This is a genomic window from uncultured Granulicatella sp., from assembly GCF_963545075.1.
Lineage (GTDB): Bacteria > Bacillota > Bacilli > Lactobacillales > Aerococcaceae > Granulicatella.
The window spans coordinates 1-19301 of sequence record NZ_CAUUHX010000036.1 but is presented as its reverse complement, the minus strand read 5'-3'; the positions used below and the strand labels follow the sequence as shown (position 1 = coordinate 19301).

Genomic DNA, 19301 nt, shown 5'->3' with positions numbered 1-19301 from the left:
CTTCATTCTTTACTCCATAGTCATTAGCGAAATTTTGTAAATGGTCATTGAAAAAAACTTGCCAGTCTACAGAAGTAATTTTCCCAGTAGCATCAGCATTATAACGAGTCCTGTATTTCATCACGGAATTAACAGCAGTTATTGCATTACCAGATTCAGATGAACCTCTTATACCACTGGTAATAACACTGTCTTTTTTCCCATAGTCGTTCCCCTGAGAATCAATATTATAGGCAATTTCCGCCCTGAAAGCATTATTTTTATCTAATGCTTTACCGTTACGTGGGTCGTTAGATCCTGTGTTTTCGATTGAGTTAGATTCTGATTTTTTCTCAGTGTTTTCTGCTTTTTTACCTACAGTTGGTTGTCCGTTAGTAGTGTCTACTGCTGGAGTTTCTTTTTTCTTTACAGGTTTAGCTTTTAATTTAGTGTTTACTGCAGTTACAAGTTTTTGATATGCCTTAGTCAATTCAGCTTGAGTTTGAGCATTTACAACTACTGATTTTGCAGCCTCAACTTCAGCTTTTAATTCAGAAACTGATTCTTCTGTTTTATTAGCATATTTATTCTTTGAAATATTTAATTCAATCTCAGCAATATAAGCTACTAATTTTGTTTTATCTAACGCTGGTGTTGCTACAATAGTTGGTTTTACCGTTTCTTCAACTTTCGGCTTCAATTCATCTTGCCCATCTTTTTGAGTCACAACTTCTCCTGCTTTAGGTTCTGTTACTCCTTCTTGTGCAGCATAAACCGCACCATTTCCCATAAACATTAAGTAAGATGCAATGGCTACTGATGCAGCACCAAAGCTATACTTACGAATTGAAAACTTTTGAATCTTGTTATAATTATTTTTATTATTAATTTTCTTCATAAAATTCTCCTTTACATTATTTTACCCAATATATTTTTTGTATATATAATTTAACATAAAAAAATCACAATTTCAATAATTCCTATTCGTCTTTTAACGAAAATTCACAAATTGTATAATTAAACAATCCCTGAAATTCAAATAAAAAAAAAAAAAAAAACGAGATCTATTCACAATCTACAGATTTACTTCATCAATTCACAACCTATTCTATTCACATTCTTTATCTTTAACGAATCCGGTTTATATGCGATAATCAAAGGAATAATTCTACGTTTTAATACTACAAAAATTATGTTATTTTTTGCTTTTTATTATTTATAAACTTTTGAAACATTAAATAAGAATTTTCTCAAGTTCAGATTTCAATTTGGTAAATACCCTACCTAAGCAAAAACACTAATTCTATGGTGAAAATTCAAAAATCCAAATAAAAAAACCTACACATAAAGTGTAGGCTTGATTGTTAAAATTATGCTTCTTGAGAAACAACTTCTTTTCCATCGTATTGTCCACATGATGGGCAAACATGGTGGCTTTTTCTTAATGAACCACAGTTAGGGCATGCGTTTAACCCTGGTACTTCTAATTTGAAGTGAGTACGACGTTTAGCTTTTCTAGCTTTTGATGTTTTACGTTTTGGTACTGCCATTTTGTACACCTCCTAATCAATCTTCTTTACATAAAATGCTTTTTACTTTTCAGTCTCATCGGAATCGAAGAAAGACTGTAGAGCCGCTAACCTTGGATCAATTTGTTGTTCTTTTGCAACTGTACGTCTTAAAGACAACTCATCTTGAGAAATGACTTCCCAATCTTGACCACTTGGCATTCGGTCTTCACTCAATTCCTCTGGCGATAAGACTTGTAAAGGAATTGAAAGTAAAATATGATCTTCCACAGCAGGTTGTAAATCTATCCAATCAGTTTCTAATGGAATAACAATTTCTGTTAATTCCTGTTCTTCAAATGAAGTTCCTTTTGGAATATATCGTTCAACAATTTCTATTGACAATGGCACAACCACTGGCTCTAGAGACCTGGATGAAGGAAGTGTGATATCGACAGCACAAGTAAATTGCGCAATGACTGTTTCATTTTGATAAACTAGGAAACCTTTCGCTACAGCAGGAGAAACAGCTATTATCGTATCATCACGACTCTTTAAGTTGTCCTCTACTTGCATTTCCTCTTCAAAATAAACAGGCATTCCTTGAGAATTTTCAAGTTGTTTTAATGATATTTTCACATTTTTCACCCCTAAAGCAACATAGAGAATTATACTAAGGAATCTCTTGTTTGTCAATGTTTTCTACTTGACAATTGTATATTTCTCCATCATTTTATTTTATAAGCTGATTCTACAGATTTCTGACTCAGATTGCAATCATTTTTTAGTAGCAACTTTTTCTACTACCATAAATGGTCCACCTAGTTCATTATCCCCTTCATCGAAACTTCTTTGATTCCATAAATCATCGATATCAAACCATCTACTATTTCCATTATTTTCAGGGTCTCTGACAAATGTTTTCCCATCTTGGTAGCCACTTAATACAATAGCATGAGCCCCATCTGCTGATTTTACAAAATGTCCTTGTCCAACACAAGCTAGAATAGTTTTACCTTCAACTAAAGCTTGTTTAACCTCTTCTTTCGTATTAATCACTTTATAATCAAATCCCCATGCTTTCAATGCAGCTGCTGAACCTTTTGCTCTTGTTCCTACATAACCATTTGTATTCATTGATTCAGTATTTTCACTAATCCAACGTGCAACTTCAATTGGAGTTGTATTCTCACCAAATCCATTGAAAATCATTGAAAGTGAAGTAGGTACACAGCCTGAAACAGCCATTGTAATGCCTCTTAATAATTCAGAACCCCATTGAGGATCTCTTTGGAAGTACCATGGAGTGTTTAATGGTTTAACATACTCAACCCATTTTCCAGTTCCATCTACATAATATTTTTCTGAATCGACCCATGCTTTTGTTGCCATTTTTCCATCAGCATTCAAGTAATAGTTGCCTTCCCATTGAGAACGAGCGTAGCTACCACCATTATTTAAATAATACCATGATTGATAATTTGAATCATAAATCCATTCAGCATCCGCCATTTTACCATATTGTTTTAAATAATAGTCTCCAACCCATGTTGCATTCGCATAGGCACCACTTTTTGTTAAATAATACCAACCTTTATAGAATGAATCATACAACCATTGATTAGAAAGCATTTTGCCATCCTGACCTAATTAGTAATCTCCAACCCAAGCATTTTTAACGATTTCTCCATTTTCAGAAAGATAATACCAAGCTCCTTCTTTTTCATTAAAAATCCTTTCTTTTGTAATCAGAGTACTATTTTTATAATACTTGCCTTCTTTTAATTCGATATTTTTTCCAACGACTAATTTTTCTTTTGGTACTTGAACCGTTTTTCTCACTTGTTCTTTAGTCGTTTTATTTTCTTTTAATTCAGCTTTTAGTTCTTTAGATTCTTCTTTAACTTCTTTATATTGTGGAATTTCTTTTGTTAATTTGTTTTCTACCACTTCTTTTAAGTTTGCTGGCTTTTCTTCAATTGTTGCTAACTTGTTTGTTTCAACATTTTTAATTTCTTCAGCAAATACACTTGAAATTGGAAGTAAACCTAGACCAAGTAATGCTACTACTTTTTTCTTCATTCACTTTTATCCTTTCTTTCGCACTATTTCATTATAATAGGCATAAACTGCCCAGCAGATAAATACCCAGATGGATTCATTATATCATAAATGTTATCAAATTTCTTTTGTAATTCTAATGAAGGATGAGCATAATTTGTAATAAATTCTGTTTCTTCTTCTCGTAAAGTTTTTAAATATTCTCTTCCTATTTTGGTAAATCCTAAAACAGTTACTTCTTTTGGTTCACGAATACTTTCAAAATATTGTGTCAGTTGCTCATTTGTGATTCCTAATAACACATATAAGCATAAGCGTTGTAATCTTGCCCAAGTCCAGCGTTTATTTTTCAATAATTGAATAAAATCATAAAAAGAATTTGCTTGAGGCAGGCATTTTTTGAACCGATATTCAATTCCTTCATCCATTTGATAGATACTTCTTAATTCTTCCACACTACTTCGTTCTATTTGGTATTTTAACAATGTCCAATATTGTTCCAAGCCATTTCGATATTCATTTGAAGATACTTCTTCTAAATAAGGTAATTGAACATATAGTTTTGAATTTCTTTCAGACTTTAATAGTTGCTTCCGTAATGCAGTTCCGCTAGCAAACTGTCCTTCTAGTAAAACCTCATCCAAATGTCCATTTCCCATTCGTTCAATCGTTAAGAATTTCATTGGTAGATTTCTAGACAAAATTTCTTTTACATAGGCAAATCCTAATTGTTGATTTGGCTGTTGCATCAATCGATAGAGTGGGCTATTTTCTCCAAAATTTTCTTTTACAACAAGCGAGAGTCGATTCGCATAAGTGAGTGATTTCATTTCATCATTCGTGACGTGTTCTTTGATTCGTGTTTGTAAGGTATTCCATTCTTCAAATGCTACTTGATAATCAACGGATGTATCTTCAACCCCAAAAGCAATTTCCTGACATTTTGCAGCATGCAAAATACCAACGCCCCCAGCTGCAAACCAATCTGTGGCTTGTGTGCTTGAAAGTGTTGGTAATTCTAATATTAGATCTGCTCCATTTTCTAGAGCCATTTTTGCACGATGCCATTTATTCTCAATGGCTGGTTCTCCTCTTTGAACGAAATTCCCACTCATCGCAACAACAATGACAGCTGCATCTGTTTGCTTTCGAATTTGTTCGATTTGATAATGATGACCTTTATGAAATGGATTATACTCTGCAATAATTCCACAAGCTTTCATTTAACCCCTCATTTCAATGCAATAAAAAACCAACGTGGAGAAGTTTCTTCCACTTCTGATTCACCAAAATTGGCTTTTATCCATACTTTTTTAAACCCTACCATTTCAAGCGCTTCTTGATACCATTCCATCGGGAAAGTTTGTTCCACATGCACTTCTTGAAAATGCTCAAATAACGATTTACTCGTTTGAGATTCGTCACGGACAAACATATCGATGACATGTTCCACACTTCCGGGTTCCTCTAATTCATAACTTTGCCATAAAAATGCTAAATTTTCACTTGTATAATGATATTGATATCCTGGAAATACTTCTTGCATTTGATATAGAGAATGCACATCAAATAAAAACAAACCATCTTCTTCTAAATGCTCGTAAACAGTTTTAAAGACTTTAATAGTATCTTCAAACTCCGTTAAATAACAAAGTGAATCAGAATATAATGTAATGGCATCATATGTCTCTAATCCATCTAAATCACGCATATCTTTTTGAACCCAATCAATACTTGGATAATCTTGTTGATATTTTTCTTTTGCAATATCTAACATTTCGCTAGATAAATCAACACCAGTCACTTGATAGCCTGCCTCTGTAAGAAGCGTAGAAACTTCACCCGTTCCACAAGCTAATTCCATGACTTTTTGAATGTTTCGATCCGTATACCTGTTAAAAGCGTCTTTTGTAAACTCCACCCACAATTGGTATTGTTCATGATCCATTACTTCATCATATACATGTGCAAAGGTTTGATAGGTCATTCTTTTTCACTCGCAATATTCACGATTGGTGCATCATTCCATAATTTTTCTAAATTATAATATTCACGGTCTTCATAATAGAATACATGTACAATAACATCATTTAAGTCCATTAAAATCCAACGTGCATTATCTTTTCCTTCGATGCTTTTTACTTCAAAGCCTTCTTTATGTACTTCTTCTTCAATCGCATCTACAATCGCTTGTACTTGTTTTTCATTTTTCCCATGAGTGATGACAAAGTAATCTGCCACAGGTGTTAAGTGTCCCACTTCTAATGCAACGATTTCTTGCGCTAATTTATCATCTGCTGCTCTTAATACTACATCTAATAATTGTTTACTACGATTTTCTGTCATAAGTTTCCTCTTTCTATTACTAAATAATTATACACTTCTAATGTTCCAGGATATATATATACTTCTTTTTCAATTAAATACTGCAAAGTATGTCTTACTAAATATCGAACTGCTTCATCAATATTATGATGAGCAATCACTCTTGCTTCTTCTACTCCTGGATAATTTCTTCCATCTTCAATGGCATCTGCTACAAATAAACATTTGGATAATAGAGTCATTTTAGTTCCACCAATCGTATGTTCACGAATAGCGTCTAAAATTTCTTCATCTTGAATTTCTAATTCATCTTTTAAAATTTCTGCACCTACTGGTCCATGTAAAATTTCAGAAGATTGATTTTTAAGTTGTTCTGACAACTGTTTTTTGACCACTAATTCTTGTAATTCTTCTAAGGGTCTTTCCTTTGCATAATCATGAATTAATGCTGCTAAAGAAGCTTTTTTAACATCTGCTCCATATAATGTCGCTAATTCAATGATTTTCTTTTCCACTCTTAAACAATGGTCAAATCTTCTTTGACTCATTTGAGAGCGAACTTGATGTAAAATTTTTTCACGACTCAAAGAAGAATAAGGAGAAAAATCTAAACCTGTCATTCTTGATACAGTCCTTTCTCAAAAATATATTCTTCTACACTTTCTGGAACAAGGTATCGAATACTTTGTCCCCATAACACATTTTTACGAATTTGTGTTGAACTAATTTCCATTTGAGGCGCTTCAATCCATAATACTGGATATGGAGTTTCTTTTGGATAACCTGGACGACAAACTCCTACAAATTGAACTTCATGAACTAACTCATCAATACGATGCCAAGTTGGTAAATAATCTACCATATCGCCACCAATAATAAAGTAATAATCCACATCCGGATTTTTTTCTTTTAAGAGTTGAATCGTATCAAAACTATAACTTTTTTCTGGGCGTTCTAATTCAATCGTTTCAAGTTCAAAATGGTAATTATCTCGTATCGCTAATTGCGTCATTTCTACTCGATAATTGGCATCTATCGTCTTCTTTTCATCTACATGAGGTGGAATATGGCTCGGCATAAAATAGATTTTATCTAAATTCAATTGAACTCTAGCTTGCTCTGCCATAATCAAATGTGCTACATGAGGAGGATTAAAACTTCCTCCTAAAATTCCAACACGCTTTTGTTTTCCACTAAAATCATTTTGTTTTACTTTTGGACAAAGCTTGATGGATTGCATCATATTATCGCCCTCTTTTTACAAATTCTGCAAATCGAATCGAAATATCACGATTTTTTGGATTTCTAGCTTGTTTATATAATACAATTGTATGACCAATCACTTGAATAATCGTGCTACCTGTTTGTTCTGCTAATACTTCAGCAGCTTCCTGAGGTTCTTCCATTGTATTTTGTAATAAACTCACTTTAATTAATTCACGTTTTTCAATCGCAAATTGGATTTGTTGAATCATTTCTTCACTTAAACCGCCTTTTCCAATTTGAAAAATCGGTTTAATACTATGTGCTTCTTTTTTGAAAAATTGTCTTTCTTTTCCTTTTAATTCCAATCCAATCCCTCCTTCTTATATAATTGATGGACGTTTAATAACATCTACTTCTTTCGGACTCCAAACTTCAATGGTTCCTGGTTTTTGAATCGTTACCCATCCTAAACCTGCAATTACAATATCTGATTTTTCTTTTACTGAAAAGACTGTCTTCTGTAAAGCTGGATATTGTTTCACATTATCTCCTGTAGGAGGTGTTAAAATCGTCCCATTATGTCTTGCATAAAAGTCATCTGCTTTTTCTAATTTTGTACGATGCAATTCAATCGTTTGTGGAGTGTAGAATGTTAAAGAATTTCTTTCTCCTTTTGTATAATCCACTCGTACAAGTCCACCAATAAAAATCGTTTGTTCTGCATTTAATTGGAAAGTTTTTGGTTGTAATTCCTTTTGAGGTAATACCTTTTTCACTTCTTTTTCTGCTAAATAATGAGCGATTTGATGACGGTGAATAATCCCCGGTGTATCAATTAAACTTGATTTTTCATCAAACGGAATATCAATTTGTCCTAATGTAGTTCCTGGGAATTGAGAAGTTGTAATCACATCTTTTGTTCCACCAATACTTTGAATTAATTTATTAATCAAAGTAGATTTCCCTACATTTGTTACCCCTACTACATAGGCATCTTTTCCTTGGCGATATTCATTTATTTTATCCAATAATTCGTCAATTTGAATGCGTTTATTCGCACTCACTAAAATTGTATCGACTGGACGAATACCATATTCTTTTGCAAAACGTTCAATCCAGTTTTTCAAACGATTACGATTCACTGATTTTGGATATAAATCCACTTTATTAGCAACGAATAATACTGGATTATCTCCAATAAAACGTTTCAAGCCCGAAATCATACTGCCATATAAGTCAAATAAATCGACCACATAAACAACTAGTGCATCTTCTTCTGCAATCGAAGATAACATTTTTAAGAAATCATCATCACTTAAAGAAGCAGGTTGTAATTCATTATAATTTCTAAGTCTAAAACAACGTTGACAATAAACGGGTTGTTCTTGTTCTAACATTTTTGTCAATACACTTGTAGGAGTATAGCCGATTTCTTCATGATTTTCTGTTTGAATCGTTGCGCCACATCCCATACAAAAGTAGTGGTTTTCAGTCATGGATATCCTCCTCCCATTTCTCTGAGTAATTTTTCCCGTATATCATAGTTAAGATTAAATTTTCAAAAAATCGATTGATTCTTGTTTTCTTAGCATCTGATAACTTTAAAGGTTTTACAAGTATTGTTTGAATACCAAACGTTCCTGCACCTAAAATATCTGTCAATAATTGATCTCCAATCATCACAATTTCTTCTTTTGTTGCAGTCGTTTGCTTCAACGCTTCTTTGAATCCTTTATGCAGTGGTTTTAATCCTGGAAAGACATACGGAACTCCTAATTGTTCTGCAACTCTCTCAATACGATGTTTTCGATTATTGGATACTAAAATGATTTCAATACGGTTCTCTTTTAATTGTTGAACCCATGCTTGTAATGTATCATTTGTATCTAATTCATCCCAATCCACTAATGTATTATCAATATCTGCAAAAATTGTTTTGATCGATTGTTTCTTTAAAAACTCAATGGAAATGGATAAATAATCTTTAATAAACCACGTTGGTGTTAGTTTAATGGACATATTTCTCCTCTATCTTTATTATCTTTTCTCAACTCGAACGCCTACTTGATCGACGGTTAATACTTGAATGTTATAGTTTCCTAATTCACTTGGCAAATGTTCTTGTAAATACTCCACAATAGTTGTTGACTTATCTTTTGATGATAAAACCATCACCGTTGGGCCTGCGCCACTTAAGTACGTACCAATCGCTTCTTTTTCTTTTGCAAGCTTACGTACCGGTGTTAAAAACGGAATTAATGTTTCACGATATGGCTCATGGAATAAATCTTTTTCTACAATTCTAGAAACATTTTCCCAATCTTCTTGCCATAGTGCTGCAACTAATACATTCGAACGACTACTTGCTTGTACCGCTTTTGAATATACAAATTCACTAGGAAGAACTTGTCTACTTGCTTTTGTTGATAATTCAAAATCTGGAATTAACGCAATTCCTTGAACATCCGAGTGAATTTCCTTTTGTAAATAATCTACTTTTTGACTTTCTTCATCATAAGTTGCAACGACTAATCCACCTAAAATAGCAGGCGCTACATTATCTGGATGTCCTTCTAATTTTGTTGCCCACTCAACTTTTTGTTGTGGAGTTAAGTTTAATTTCCCTAATTGATTGGCTAATTCGATTCCTGCAACAATCGCACTAGAACTACTTCCTAATCCTCTTGTCATTGGAATATCACTTTCACACACTAAATGGTGAGGTTGTAATGTTGGGCAAACTGCTAGAGCTGTCTCGATAATTAAATTCTCTTCATTTGTTGGTACAGCTTCTCCAAATGGATGCTCAATTTTCCATTCACTACTTGGTTCTACAACTGTTAATGTTAAATATAAATCAACTGCAATCCCAATGGAATCAAATCCTAGACCAATATTGGCAGTTGTTGCGGGTACAATAATTTTCATTTTTATGCCTCCAATACTGGATAGATTCTAACAGCTTTTACGCCATCTACTTGTTGATATGCGGAAACTTTTTCTTCTAACTCAGCTACTGAAATTTGAGTGAATCGTGTTAATACTGCTTGATTTGGTAACGCAACACCGTCAAATTCTTCTGGTTTACTTGTTTCAATAACAACAGCATAGTCTTTTAATGGAGCTGTCGTTGTATGAACTTTCGTTGCTTCCGTTAATGGTTCAAATGGCACTACTTTTGCATTACGATTTTGTTGTGTTGCAATCATCATGACATCAGCTACTACACTTGTTGCAGTTGGGTGTGAACCTGCTCCTTTTCCGTATAATAAAATTTCTCCTAGTGCATCTCCTGTTACTGAAATGGCATTATTTTCATAAGCAACTTGAGCTAATAAGTGGTTTAAACTTACAAAATAAGGACGAACTTCTAAGTAAACTTCCTCACCATTTGCAACAACACTTGCTAATAATTTGATTGTGTAACCGGCAAGTTTAGCTAATTGTAAATCTGTATTAGTGACTTGTGTAATTCCTTTTTTAGGAATTGCATCGAATGAAACATTTGTTCCAAATGCTAATCTTGTTAAAATGATTAATTTATAAGTAGCATCATAACCTTCCACATCACTTGTTGGATCTGCTTCGGCAAAACCTTTTTCTTGAGCTGTTTTTAACACTTCTTCATAAGATAATCCTTGTTGACTCATAGAAGTCAAAATGAAGTTCGTTGTTCCATTTACAATTCCGTAAATCGATTCTACTTCATTACTTGCAACATGTTCTACTAAAGGACGTAATACAGGAATTCCGCCCCCAACACTTGCTTCATAATATAAATACACATTATTTTCTCTTGCGATTTGAGATAATTCAACCCCATGTTTTGCTAGTAAATCTTTATTCGCTGTTACCACATGTTTTCCAGATTCTAAAGCTTTTTTTACACAATTAAACGCAAAATCTACTCCACCTAAAACTTCTACAATAATAGAAATTTCTTCATCATTTAAAATGTAGTCTACATCCGAAGTAAATGTAATTCCTGGAATTTTATCCGCAAAAAGTTCTGGTTCTTTTACAAGAGCTTTTTCAATTTGTAGAGAAACTCCTGTTTTCTTTTCAATTACTTCTTGATTTTTGGTTAAAATATGATAAACTCCACTTCCAACTGTTCCAAATCCTAATAAACCAATTTTTTCTACTTTCATTGTAATCCCCACTTTTTCTTATGTATAAATATTGAAAAACCACAGCACACATTTTATAGGCGCCGTGGTTTATCACAAAGTCATTAATCTTGTAATAGTTCAAAAATTTCAATTGCGACTAAATCAATATCATCAAATTGGAATGTTTGTTTTGTCTCACAATCTTCTAACTCAAAGCTATCCGCTTCTTGATTAAATGTCACAACACATTTTTCAACACCATCTTTTTCAAAACGACGAATTTCAATATCCGTGCTTTGATCCGCCATTGTTTGTAGACGTTGCACAATCGCAACTAGTTGTGAAGGTTTCATGTTGCTTTACCCCTTTCAGCTTTCTTAATTTCTATTCTACCATAAATCTTTTTTAGATTATATGAAAATCCCTTTAAAAAACATACTTTTTTATAAATTTATTCAGGAAGTGTCCAATATAAGTGGATAAGTGCTTGTGTTCCTAAATCTCCAAATCCATCATCACAAACCGTTTCGTATAATTTTCTGGCTTGTAAGGTTGCTGGTAAAAACAATCCCATTCTTTCAGCTTCGTCTATTGCAATTCGTAAATCTTTTAAGAAATGTTTTGCAAAAAATCCTGGACTATAATCTTTCTTCAAAATTCTTGGGCCATAATTCGACAATGACCAGTTAGCTGCACTTCCTGCTCCAACCGTTTGAAGTACTTTTTCTAAATCTAATTCAGCAGCTTTTGCATAAACTAACATTTCAACTAAGCCTGTCATTGTTCCAGCAATCATAATTTGATTTGCCATTTTAGTATGTTGACCAGCTCCATTTGTTCCTTGTAAGGTAATTGTTTTTGAAAAAGTCTCTAAAATAGGACGTACTTCTTCTAAAACAGACTCCTTACCGCCAACCATTGTGGACAACATTCCATTCTTAGCACCTAAATCTCCTCCAGAAACTGGAGCATCTAGCGCCTCACAAGAAAAGTTTTCAGCTTCTTCTGCAATTTTCTTTGCTAAAGAAGGCGTACTTGTTGTTAAATCAATGAGTATAGTACCTTTTTGTAAGCCTTTAAAAATCCCCTGTTCTCCAAAATAAACTTCCTCAACATCTGTTGGATAACCTACAATCGTTAATACAACATCAGATTGACTTGCAACTTCTTTTGGAGTATTTGCCCATTTAGCTCCAGCATCGATTACTACTTGCGCTTTTTCTTTTGTTCGATTATATACTGTAACTGGATAACCGGCATTCAATAAGTGCTTCACCATAGAAGAACCCATCACGCCTGTTCCGATAAATCCTATTTTCTTCATTCTTCAGTCTCCTTATCATCGTCATAGATTTTGAAGAAATTCATCTTTTCTAACCAAGTTTTCGTATTTTCTTTATCGTGTTGATACGTATCAATTGCATCTTCATAAAAAGCTTCTACTCTTTTAGCAAATGTTACAGAAGAAATTTCTTCTAACAATTGATTTTGTAATTCCTGAACTTGACTAGAAGATTGTTTACTACATTCTAAATAAGCTAATACACTTGAAGCAATATCTTCATCTTTTTCAAATAGCATTCCTAATTCTGGTTTGGTAATAAATTGTTGCAAATAATCATTTTTCTTTGCAATAACTGGAATTTTATTGACTAAAGCTTCTAAATAAGTCAATCCTTGGCTTTCAGACTCAGAAGCATTTACGTATAAATCAGCCATTTGATAATATTGAGATACATGTTGATGCTCTACCTCACCTGCAAATTGTACATATGGAGCAATTCCTAATCTTTCCACTTGTTTTTCCAGTTTTTCTTTTTCTGGACCTCCACCAACAATACAACATTTTACTGAAGCATCTCTTTCTAAAATAGTAGGCATTGCATCTAATATTGCCGCAATATTTTTTTCTTTCGATAAACGACTTAAGGATAATAAGACTTTATCCTCTTTTGTGTATCCAAGCTTTTCACGTAATTCTTCTGCAACTTGTGGTTTGATTTCTGGAATTTCAACACCTGTTGGAATGACACGAACTTCTTGGTTCACTCCATAAGATAATAATTTATCTTTTGTCATTTGACTTGGCGCAATCACTCCACGAGTTTGATTACAAAAGTTTTTTGAAATATATGCCACATGACTTGGTCTTAAAATTTTTCCATTTGCAATATAGTGTAAGTATTTTTCATACATTGTATGATAAGTATGGATTGTTGGAATTCCAAGCATTGCTCCTAAAATTTTTCCAAGTAATCCTAAACTAAATTCTGTTTGAGTATGGATAATATCTAATTCATATTCTTGAGAAACTTTATAAGCTTCAATAAAGCCTTGAACGGCAATTCTTCTTTCTTTAAATGAAAACAATGGAATACTTCCTAAGCGAACGATATTCCATTCTGGCATCGTAGCATTTGGATCGGTTGTTGTAAAAATAATAACCGTATGTCCGAGACGTTCTAATTCTTCTTTCAATACTCGTACAGACGTAGCAACACCACTTACTTGAGGGAAATAGGTGTCTGTAAAAATCCCTACTCGCATAAGTTCCTCCTTAAATATCTCTATATGATCTTTTTATTCGTTCTAATTCTTTCACACGTATCTCTATTATATACGATAGTCCAATATCTGTCACGAAGTACAAGAAAATATAATACAAACCAAAGACTTCCCATAGTAACTCTATAACCACAAAAGATCGTTACCATATCAATCTACTATTTTCAATCAATATTTTTACCATTTTCACCCTTACTTTGATCATCACTTTGACCATCATAATTGCGATTAAACAAAGTAACAATCACTCGGGTCAAAAAATCATAAATAAACGCCTTTCCTATGACACCAAACAAAGATTTCCCATAGTAGCTAAAGTAATAAAAGCCTGTTTGGCTTTTATTACGGGAAAAATCGAGACCAAGGCTCGATTTTTAGCAATGAGACAGCTCTGCTGGCTGCTTGCGTCCCAGCTACTATACCCAGGGAAGTCTATTAAAAAATATTAATACAAAATATTATTTCTAACCTCCTCTACTACGAAAAATCATGAAACCTCGCCTCTCCTATGACACCAAACAAAGACTTCCCATAGTAGCTAAAGTAATAAAAGCCGATTTGGCTTTTATTACGGGAAAAATCGAGACCAAGGCTCGATTTTTAGGCATGAGACCGAAGGGCTGCTGCCGTCCCCAGCTACTATCCCTAGGGAAGTCTATTAAAAACTTTAATAACTAAAAAAACTCTCCAAGTTCCCCACCGGAATCTCAAAGAGTTAACAAATCAAAATTTCTTAAAAATTATTTTACAGCCTCATAACGACGAGCTACTTCATTCCAATCAACTACATTCCAAAATGCAGTAATATAATCAGGACGACGGTTTTGGTAGTTTAAGTAATAAGCATGTTCCCAAACATCTAAACCTAAAATTGGAGTTTTACCATCTGTTAATGGGTTATCTTGGTTTGGAGTAGAAACTACTTCTAATTCACCATTTGAAACAACTAGCCAAGCCCAACCTGAACCAAAACGAGTTGCTGCTGCTTGAGAGAATGCTTGTTTGAATGCATCAAATCCACCGAATTTTTTATCGATTGCTGCTGCTAACTCACCAGTAGGTTGACCTCCACCATTTGGTGAAATTACAGTCCAGAATAAGCTATGGTTTGCATGTCCACCACCATTGTTGCGAACAGCTCCACGAATATCTTCTGGTACAGATGCTAAGTCTGCTACTAATTCTTCCACGCTTTTTTCAAATAAAGCTGGGTGTTTTTCTACAGCTGCGTTTAAGTTTGTTACATAAGCATTGTGGTGCTTATCATGGTGGATTTCCATTGTTAAAGCATCCACGTGAGGTTCTAATGCAGAGAACTCATACGCTAATTTTGGTAATTCATAAGTCATAATTAATTCCTCCTATATAGTACAGTTATAAGTACTGTTTGATATTTAAAGGATAACACTCTTTCATATGTAAACGCAATTTTTTTGCTTACAATTTTATGATATTTCTATCAATAAAATGTTCTCTTTTTAAAATCCATTAAAACTATGGTATAATAACATCGCTTCAAATTAGATTATAGAAAAGAGATGAATACATGAAATTTACAGATTATCAATTACAACCATTTTTACAAACGGCATTAGAAAAATTATCATTTTCTACTCCAACTAAAATTCAAGAAAAAATTATTCCTTTATTATTAAAAGGAGAATCTGTTATTGGTCAATCGCAAACAGGAAGTGGAAAAAGTCACAGTTTCTTATTACCGCTAATTCATAAAATCGATCCAAATAAACAAGAATTACAATTAGTTATTACCGTTCCAAGTCGTGAACTAGCAGAACAATTAGTTCGAGTAACTGCTCAATTAATTGAAGAAGCTCCTACTCCAATTTTATTAGAAAAATGTGTTGGAGGAACAGATAAACTTCGTCAAGTTCAAAAATTACAACAAACGGCTCCTCATATTGTCATTGGAACTCCAGGAAGAATTTTTGATTTAATGCGAGAAAATGCTCTACTTGTTCAAACAACAACGATGATGGTAGTCGACGAAGCAGATATGACGTTTGACTTAGGATTTTTAGAAACAGTCGATGAAATTGCTTCAAGAATGCCGAAAGAGTTACAAATGTCCGTATTTTCTGCAACAATTCCAGATAAAATTAAACCATTCCTTAAAAAATATCTTGGAAATCCTAAAATTATTCATGTTGAAAATAAACAATTAGTTTCTCCAACGATTACGAATCAATTATTAGTAACGAAAACACAAAATCCTTTAGAAGTTCTATTTGAATTAATTACATTAGGGCATCCATACTTAATGCTAATTTTCGTCAATACAAAACAAAAAGCGGATGAAGTGACAACATTTTTACGTGAGAAAAGTTTAAAAGTCGCTACTATTCATGGAGATATTCCTGCTCGTGAACGTCGTCGTGTGATGAAGCAAATTCAACAAATGGAATATCAATATGTAGTAGCAACAGATTTAGCTGCTCGAGGAATTGATATTGAAGGTGTTTCTCATGTCATTAACTTAGAAATTCCTAGTGAATTAGAATTTTTCATTCACCGTGTTGGTCGTACTGGTCGAAATGGATTAGAAGGACAAGCTATCACTTTCTACACACCTAACCAAGAACAAGCGATTCAAACACTTGAAGCAAAAGGAATTTCTTTTGAAACAATGGAATTAAAAAATGGCGAATTAGTAGAAAGTTATGACCGTTCTCGCCGTGAGAAAAGAAAAAACACCCAAAGTTCTGACTTAGATCCTCGCTTAAAAGGAATGATTAAAAAAGCGAAAAAACATGTCAAACCTGGTTACAAGAAAAAACTAACTCATGAAATTAAACAAAAACAAAGAATTGAACGTAAAAAACAAAATCGTCAATCTGCAAGAAAGAAAAATTCTAAATAATAACAAAAAGCTGGAGAACAAAAAATTCTCCAGCTTATTTTATAGTGGTCGATTATTTTTCAAAAATTCTCGAATGCCTAGCACCCAATTAAAGGAAGTTGCTAAAAAGATAAATTCTCCAGGTCCGATAAAACGAATTCCTAGTAAATCAATCATCGTATAAATTAATACAGGCAAAACAGCTGCACCTAGAACTACTTGCCAACCAATCGGTTTAGGGAAACGGATAAAGACTTTCATAAATAATACAGCTATCACTTTTACTAAGAAAGAAACAATCCATAAAATAATGAATAAGTAAACAGTGTTAAATAGGAAATACATAATAAAAACAATCAGTAAACTTAACCAAATATTTTTTTGAAAAGTACTAGCAATATCTTTGAAAAATGATTTATTCAAATTTTCTAACTGACTTAACTCAATTTTTTGATGATTAATATTCGTTTCTAAATAAAATCCATCTTTTAATAAGGCAAATACGGGAACTGTTGAAGATATTTCATTTAATAAATCTTCACTAGTTGTTTTTCCACTTTCATCAAAAACAAAAATTAAACTATCTGTCTTATAAACAAATCCCTTATTTTTTTCTTGAGTGATTAATTGCTGATTTTTCACTTCAAATTCTGGTAATTGTTGACTAATTTCTACTAAATCATTCCCTAACGATTGAAATAATCCAGCCATTTGAATCATACCTGGCAACATTAATAATAGTGTTAATAAGAAAAATACACGTTTTGAGGACTTCATTGGTTTTACAATAATTTTCCATAATTGTGTTGGGTTGAAAATTGCTATCCTCAAAAATTCTTTTATGGTCATTTGATACACTCCTACAAATTGAACTATTGTGTTTAATCTAACATATTTTACTTCCTACATGCAAGAAATGCCTTTTATTTCAGTCTTATCTTTCCTTTTCAAAATTAAATTTCAGTTTCAGTTCAATTATTAGACATTTTGCCCTTTATATTTTACACTGGAAAAGAAATCTGAACTAGGAGGCATTCATTATGCAAGAACAAAAAGTATTAATTACTTTTTTTGGTGCAACAGGGGATTTAGCAAGTCGTAAACTATACCCAGCACTATTTCGTTTATTTCAAAAAGGGTTCATCCGCAATAATTTTGCGGTAATTGGTACAGCACGTCGTGAATGGACTGACGAACATTTTCGTGAAGTTGTCGTAAAATCTGTCCAAAGTTTAACAGAAGATGTCAATCAAGCAGAAGAATTTGCTAGTCACTTCTACTACCAAGCACACAATGTAACTGATACTCATCACTATGTCGTATTAAAAGAATTGTCTGAAAAATTAGACCAACAATATGGTATCGAAGGAAATAGAATTTTCTACTTAGCAATGGCTCCTTCATTTTTCGGTACAATTACTCAGCATTTAAAAGACGAAGCTTTATTAACAGATCATGGCTATAACCGTTTAATTATTGAAAAACCATTCGGTAAAGATTATGAATCTGCTCAAATTTTAAACGAACAATTACGTCATTCATTTGATGAAAATCAAATTTATCGTATCGACCACTATTTAGGAAAAGAAATGATTCAAAACATTACTGCTGTTCGTTTTGCAAACCGTGTATTCGAAACAATGTGGAATCGTGATCATATCGATAATGTTCAAATTACACTCGCTGAACAAGTAGGTGTTGAAGAACGTGGTGGATATTATGAAACAAGTGGCGCTTTAAGAGATATGGTTCAAAACCATATTTTACAAATTTTAGCATTAGTCGCTATGGAGCCACCTCAATCATTTGAGGCAGTTCGTCAAAATAAAATTAATGTGTTAGAACAATTACGTCACTACTCACCAGACGAAGTTGCTAAAAATTTTGTTCGTGGACAATATGGTCCTTCTTTAGACAACACTTTACCTGGTTACCGTCAAGATCAAAATGTTTCAGACGATTCTAATATGGAAACTTATGTAGCTGGTAAAGTCTTTATCGATAATGAGCGTTGGAAAGATGTTCCATTTTATGTTCGTACAGGTAAGAGTTTAAATTCTAAAACAACTGTCATCGACGTTGTCTTTAAAGAAGCTGATTCACCATTATTTGAACATGAAACAAAAGGTAAATGCCCTTCAAACCGAATTTCTATTCATATTACTCCTAAAGAAGGCTTCTGCTTTGTTATCAATTCAAAGGCTGTTGGAAATTCATACGGATTACAAACAAGTCATTTAGAAAAAATCTTTGATAAGAATTTTGGCTTAAGCAGTCCTGAAGCATACGAACGTTTAATTTTAGACTGTATGGAAGGCGATATGACGAACTTCACTCATTGGGAAGAAGTTGCTGCATCATGGAAATTTGTAGATCGTATTCGCCAAGCATGGGATGCTGAGTCATCTGTACAATTCCCTAATTATCCTGCAGGTTCATCTGGACCACAAGAAAGTTTTGACTTATTAGCTCAAGACGGACGTTGTTGGGTACAAAAATAGATATAATAAAAAGAGTTAGAGGATAACCCCTAACTCTTTTTTATTGAGCTAATATAATACTGTCCAAATACTACTTCAGTCAAGTCTCATCTTTAACGCTCTCTCGTGTAGACACGTAAAGAACGAAAGACTTGGAAAAGTTGAGACCCTAGGCTAAACTTTTAGCCAAGAGACTAACACAGTGAGG

At 33.2% G+C, this 19301-nt stretch carries 22 protein-coding genes; 2 read left to right on the top strand and 20 right to left on the bottom strand.

Features of this window, described 5'->3' with window-relative positions; all coding sequences use genetic code 11:
* From RWZ86_RS05920 to RWZ86_RS05830, 19 genes are all read right to left on the bottom strand, one after another.
* A partial coding sequence (locus tag RWZ86_RS05920) for a YSIRK-type signal peptide-containing protein (RefSeq protein ID WP_314680607.1) occupies nucleotides 1-877 on the bottom strand: 877 nt, incomplete at its 3' end.
* Nucleotides 878-1349: 472 nt separating this feature from the next.
* Nucleotides 1350-1529 (bottom strand): 50S ribosomal protein L32, encoded by a 180-nt coding sequence (gene rpmF / locus RWZ86_RS05915; RefSeq protein WP_006703042.1) that lies wholly within the window; start codon nucleotides 1527-1529, stop codon nucleotides 1350-1352.
* Nucleotides 1530-1571: 42 nt separating this feature from the next.
* Nucleotides 1572-2126 carry a YceD family protein gene (locus RWZ86_RS05910; protein ID WP_314680606.1) on the bottom strand — a complete coding sequence of 185 codons (555 nt, stop codon included), beginning with the start codon at nucleotides 2124-2126 and terminating at the stop codon, nucleotides 1572-1574.
* A gap of 138 nt (nucleotides 2127-2264) precedes the next feature.
* A complete protein-coding gene (locus RWZ86_RS05905) occupies nucleotides 2265-3119 on the bottom strand; it encodes a C39 family peptidase (RefSeq protein ID WP_314680605.1) in 855 nt (284 codons plus the stop codon).
* A gap of 18 nt (nucleotides 3120-3137) precedes the next feature.
* Nucleotides 3138-3569, bottom strand: coding sequence for a hypothetical protein (locus RWZ86_RS05900; protein ID WP_314680604.1), 432 nt, complete (start codon nucleotides 3567-3569; stop codon nucleotides 3138-3140).
* Nucleotides 3570-3592: 23 nt separating this feature from the next.
* Nucleotides 3593-4771 carry a nucleotidyltransferase gene (locus RWZ86_RS05895; protein ID WP_314680603.1) on the bottom strand — a complete coding sequence of 393 codons (1179 nt, stop codon included), beginning with the start codon at nucleotides 4769-4771 and terminating at the stop codon, nucleotides 3593-3595.
* Between the two features lie 8 nt (nucleotides 4772-4779).
* Complete coding sequence (locus RWZ86_RS05890) at nucleotides 4780-5535, bottom strand: class I SAM-dependent methyltransferase (RefSeq protein WP_314680602.1); 756 nt, start codon at nucleotides 5533-5535, stop codon at nucleotides 4780-4782.
* A complete protein-coding gene (gene rsfS, locus RWZ86_RS05885; protein WP_227931064.1) occupies nucleotides 5532-5894 on the bottom strand; it encodes a ribosome silencing factor in 363 nt (120 codons plus the stop codon). Before rsfS ends, RWZ86_RS05890 begins: the two co-directional genes overlap by 4 nt.
* The gene (gene yqeK, locus RWZ86_RS05880) at nucleotides 5891-6493 is read right to left on the bottom strand and encodes a bis(5'-nucleosyl)-tetraphosphatase (symmetrical) YqeK (protein WP_314680601.1); all 603 of its coding nucleotides are present in this window, start codon (nucleotides 6491-6493) and stop codon (nucleotides 5891-5893) included. The genes rsfS and yqeK overlap by 4 nt, the downstream gene beginning before the upstream one ends.
* Nucleotides 6490-7116 (bottom strand): nicotinate-nucleotide adenylyltransferase, encoded by a 627-nt coding sequence (locus RWZ86_RS05875; protein WP_314680600.1) that lies wholly within the window; start codon nucleotides 7114-7116, stop codon nucleotides 6490-6492. The genes yqeK and RWZ86_RS05875 overlap by 4 nt, the downstream gene beginning before the upstream one ends.
* A gap of 1 nt (nucleotide 7117) precedes the next feature.
* The gene (gene yhbY, locus RWZ86_RS05870; protein WP_006703050.1) at nucleotides 7118-7444 is read right to left on the bottom strand and encodes a ribosome assembly RNA-binding protein YhbY; all 327 of its coding nucleotides are present in this window, start codon (nucleotides 7442-7444) and stop codon (nucleotides 7118-7120) included.
* A gap of 15 nt (nucleotides 7445-7459) precedes the next feature.
* A complete protein-coding gene (gene yqeH, locus RWZ86_RS05865) occupies nucleotides 7460-8575 on the bottom strand; it encodes a ribosome biogenesis GTPase YqeH (protein ID WP_314680599.1) in 1116 nt (371 codons plus the stop codon).
* Complete coding sequence (locus RWZ86_RS05860) at nucleotides 8568-9098, bottom strand: YqeG family HAD IIIA-type phosphatase (protein WP_314680598.1); 531 nt, start codon at nucleotides 9096-9098, stop codon at nucleotides 8568-8570. The genes yqeH and RWZ86_RS05860 overlap by 8 nt, the downstream gene beginning before the upstream one ends.
* 18 nt (nucleotides 9099-9116) lie before the next feature.
* Entirely contained in the window at nucleotides 9117-10007 is an 891-nt protein-coding gene (gene thrB / locus RWZ86_RS05855) for a homoserine kinase (RefSeq protein ID WP_314680597.1), read from the bottom strand.
* Nucleotides 10008-10009: 2 nt separating this feature from the next.
* The gene (locus tag RWZ86_RS05850) at nucleotides 10010-11230 is read right to left on the bottom strand and encodes a homoserine dehydrogenase (protein WP_314680596.1); all 1221 of its coding nucleotides are present in this window, start codon (nucleotides 11228-11230) and stop codon (nucleotides 10010-10012) included.
* A gap of 83 nt (nucleotides 11231-11313) precedes the next feature.
* The gene (locus RWZ86_RS05845) at nucleotides 11314-11544 is read right to left on the bottom strand and encodes a YkuJ family protein (RefSeq protein ID WP_006703055.1); all 231 of its coding nucleotides are present in this window, start codon (nucleotides 11542-11544) and stop codon (nucleotides 11314-11316) included.
* Nucleotides 11545-11642: 98 nt separating this feature from the next.
* Complete coding sequence (locus tag RWZ86_RS05840; protein ID WP_314680595.1) at nucleotides 11643-12515, bottom strand: NAD(P)-dependent oxidoreductase; 873 nt, start codon at nucleotides 12513-12515, stop codon at nucleotides 11643-11645.
* Nucleotides 12512-13738 (bottom strand): glycosyltransferase family 4 protein, encoded by a 1227-nt coding sequence (locus RWZ86_RS05835; RefSeq protein ID WP_314680594.1) that lies wholly within the window; start codon nucleotides 13736-13738, stop codon nucleotides 12512-12514. Before RWZ86_RS05835 ends, RWZ86_RS05840 begins: the two co-directional genes overlap by 4 nt.
* 758 nt (nucleotides 13739-14496) lie before the next feature.
* A complete protein-coding gene (locus RWZ86_RS05830) occupies nucleotides 14497-15105 on the bottom strand; it encodes a superoxide dismutase (protein WP_314680593.1) in 609 nt (202 codons plus the stop codon).
* A gap of 197 nt (nucleotides 15106-15302) precedes the next feature.
* Between RWZ86_RS05830 and RWZ86_RS05825 the strand changes: the two genes are divergently transcribed.
* On the top strand, nucleotides 15303-16634 hold the full coding sequence (locus RWZ86_RS05825) for a DEAD/DEAH box helicase (protein ID WP_314680592.1): 1332 nt from the start codon (nucleotides 15303-15305) through the stop codon (nucleotides 16632-16634).
* 39 nt (nucleotides 16635-16673) lie between these two features.
* On the opposite strand, the gene RWZ86_RS05820 is transcribed toward RWZ86_RS05825, so the two are convergent.
* Nucleotides 16674-17462 (bottom strand): DUF1189 family protein, encoded by a 789-nt coding sequence (locus tag RWZ86_RS05820; RefSeq protein ID WP_314680591.1) that lies wholly within the window; start codon nucleotides 17460-17462, stop codon nucleotides 16674-16676.
* A gap of 191 nt (nucleotides 17463-17653) precedes the next feature.
* On the opposite strand from RWZ86_RS05820, the gene zwf reads away from it, so the two are divergent.
* Complete coding sequence (zwf, locus tag RWZ86_RS05815) at nucleotides 17654-19114, top strand: glucose-6-phosphate dehydrogenase (protein WP_314680590.1); 1461 nt, start codon at nucleotides 17654-17656, stop codon at nucleotides 19112-19114.
* The last annotated feature ends 187 nt before the right edge of the window (nucleotides 19115-19301 follow it).

Excerpts from the sequence above, each read along its gene's own strand:
- rpmF (WP_006703042.1), bottom strand. The coding sequence starts at position 1,529 with ATGGCAGTACCAAAACGTAAAACATCAAAAGCTAGAAAAGCTAAACGT.
- RWZ86_RS05905 (WP_314680605.1), bottom strand. The coding sequence starts at position 3,119 with ATGCTTTCTAATCAATGGTTGTATGATTCATTCTATAAAGGTTGGTAT.
- RWZ86_RS05900 (WP_314680604.1), bottom strand. The coding sequence starts at position 3,569 with ATGAAGAAAAAAGTAGTAGCATTACTTGGTCTAGGTTTACTTCCAATT.
- RWZ86_RS05895 (WP_314680603.1), bottom strand. The coding sequence starts at position 4,771 with ATGAAAGCTTGTGGAATTATTGCAGAGTATAATCCATTTCATAAAGGT.
- RWZ86_RS05890 (WP_314680602.1), bottom strand. The coding sequence starts at position 5,535 with ATGACCTATCAAACCTTTGCACATGTATATGATGAAGTAATGGATCAT.
- rsfS (WP_227931064.1), bottom strand. The coding sequence starts at position 5,894 with ATGACAGAAAATCGTAGTAAACAATTATTAGATGTAGTATTAAGAGCA.
- yqeK (WP_314680601.1), bottom strand. The coding sequence starts at position 6,493 with ATGACAGGTTTAGATTTTTCTCCTTATTCTTCTTTGAGTCGTGAAAAA.
- RWZ86_RS05875 (WP_314680600.1), bottom strand. The coding sequence starts at position 7,116 with ATGATGCAATCCATCAAGCTTTGTCCAAAAGTAAAACAAAATGATTTT.
- yqeH (WP_314680599.1), bottom strand. The coding sequence starts at position 8,575 with ATGACTGAAAACCACTACTTTTGTATGGGATGTGGCGCAACGATTCAA.
- RWZ86_RS05860 (WP_314680598.1), bottom strand. The coding sequence starts at position 9,098 with ATGTCCATTAAACTAACACCAACGTGGTTTATTAAAGATTATTTATCC.
- thrB (WP_314680597.1), bottom strand. The coding sequence starts at position 10,007 with ATGAAAATTATTGTACCCGCAACAACTGCCAATATTGGTCTAGGATTT.
- RWZ86_RS05850 (WP_314680596.1), bottom strand. The coding sequence starts at position 11,230 with ATGAAAGTAGAAAAAATTGGTTTATTAGGATTTGGAACAGTTGGAAGT.
- RWZ86_RS05845 (WP_006703055.1), bottom strand. The coding sequence starts at position 11,544 with ATGAAACCTTCACAACTAGTTGCGATTGTGCAACGTCTACAAACAATG.
- RWZ86_RS05840 (WP_314680595.1), bottom strand. The coding sequence starts at position 12,515 with ATGAAGAAAATAGGATTTATCGGAACAGGCGTGATGGGTTCTTCTATG.
- RWZ86_RS05835 (WP_314680594.1), bottom strand. The coding sequence starts at position 13,738 with ATGCGAGTAGGGATTTTTACAGACACCTATTTCCCTCAAGTAAGTGGT.
- RWZ86_RS05830 (WP_314680593.1), bottom strand. The coding sequence starts at position 15,105 with ATGACTTATGAATTACCAAAATTAGCGTATGAGTTCTCTGCATTAGAA.
- RWZ86_RS05825 (WP_314680592.1), top strand. The coding sequence starts at position 15,303 with ATGAAATTTACAGATTATCAATTACAACCATTTTTACAAACGGCATTA.
- RWZ86_RS05820 (WP_314680591.1), bottom strand. The coding sequence starts at position 17,462 with ATGACCATAAAAGAATTTTTGAGGATAGCAATTTTCAACCCAACACAA.
- zwf (WP_314680590.1), top strand. The coding sequence starts at position 17,654 with ATGCAAGAACAAAAAGTATTAATTACTTTTTTTGGTGCAACAGGGGAT.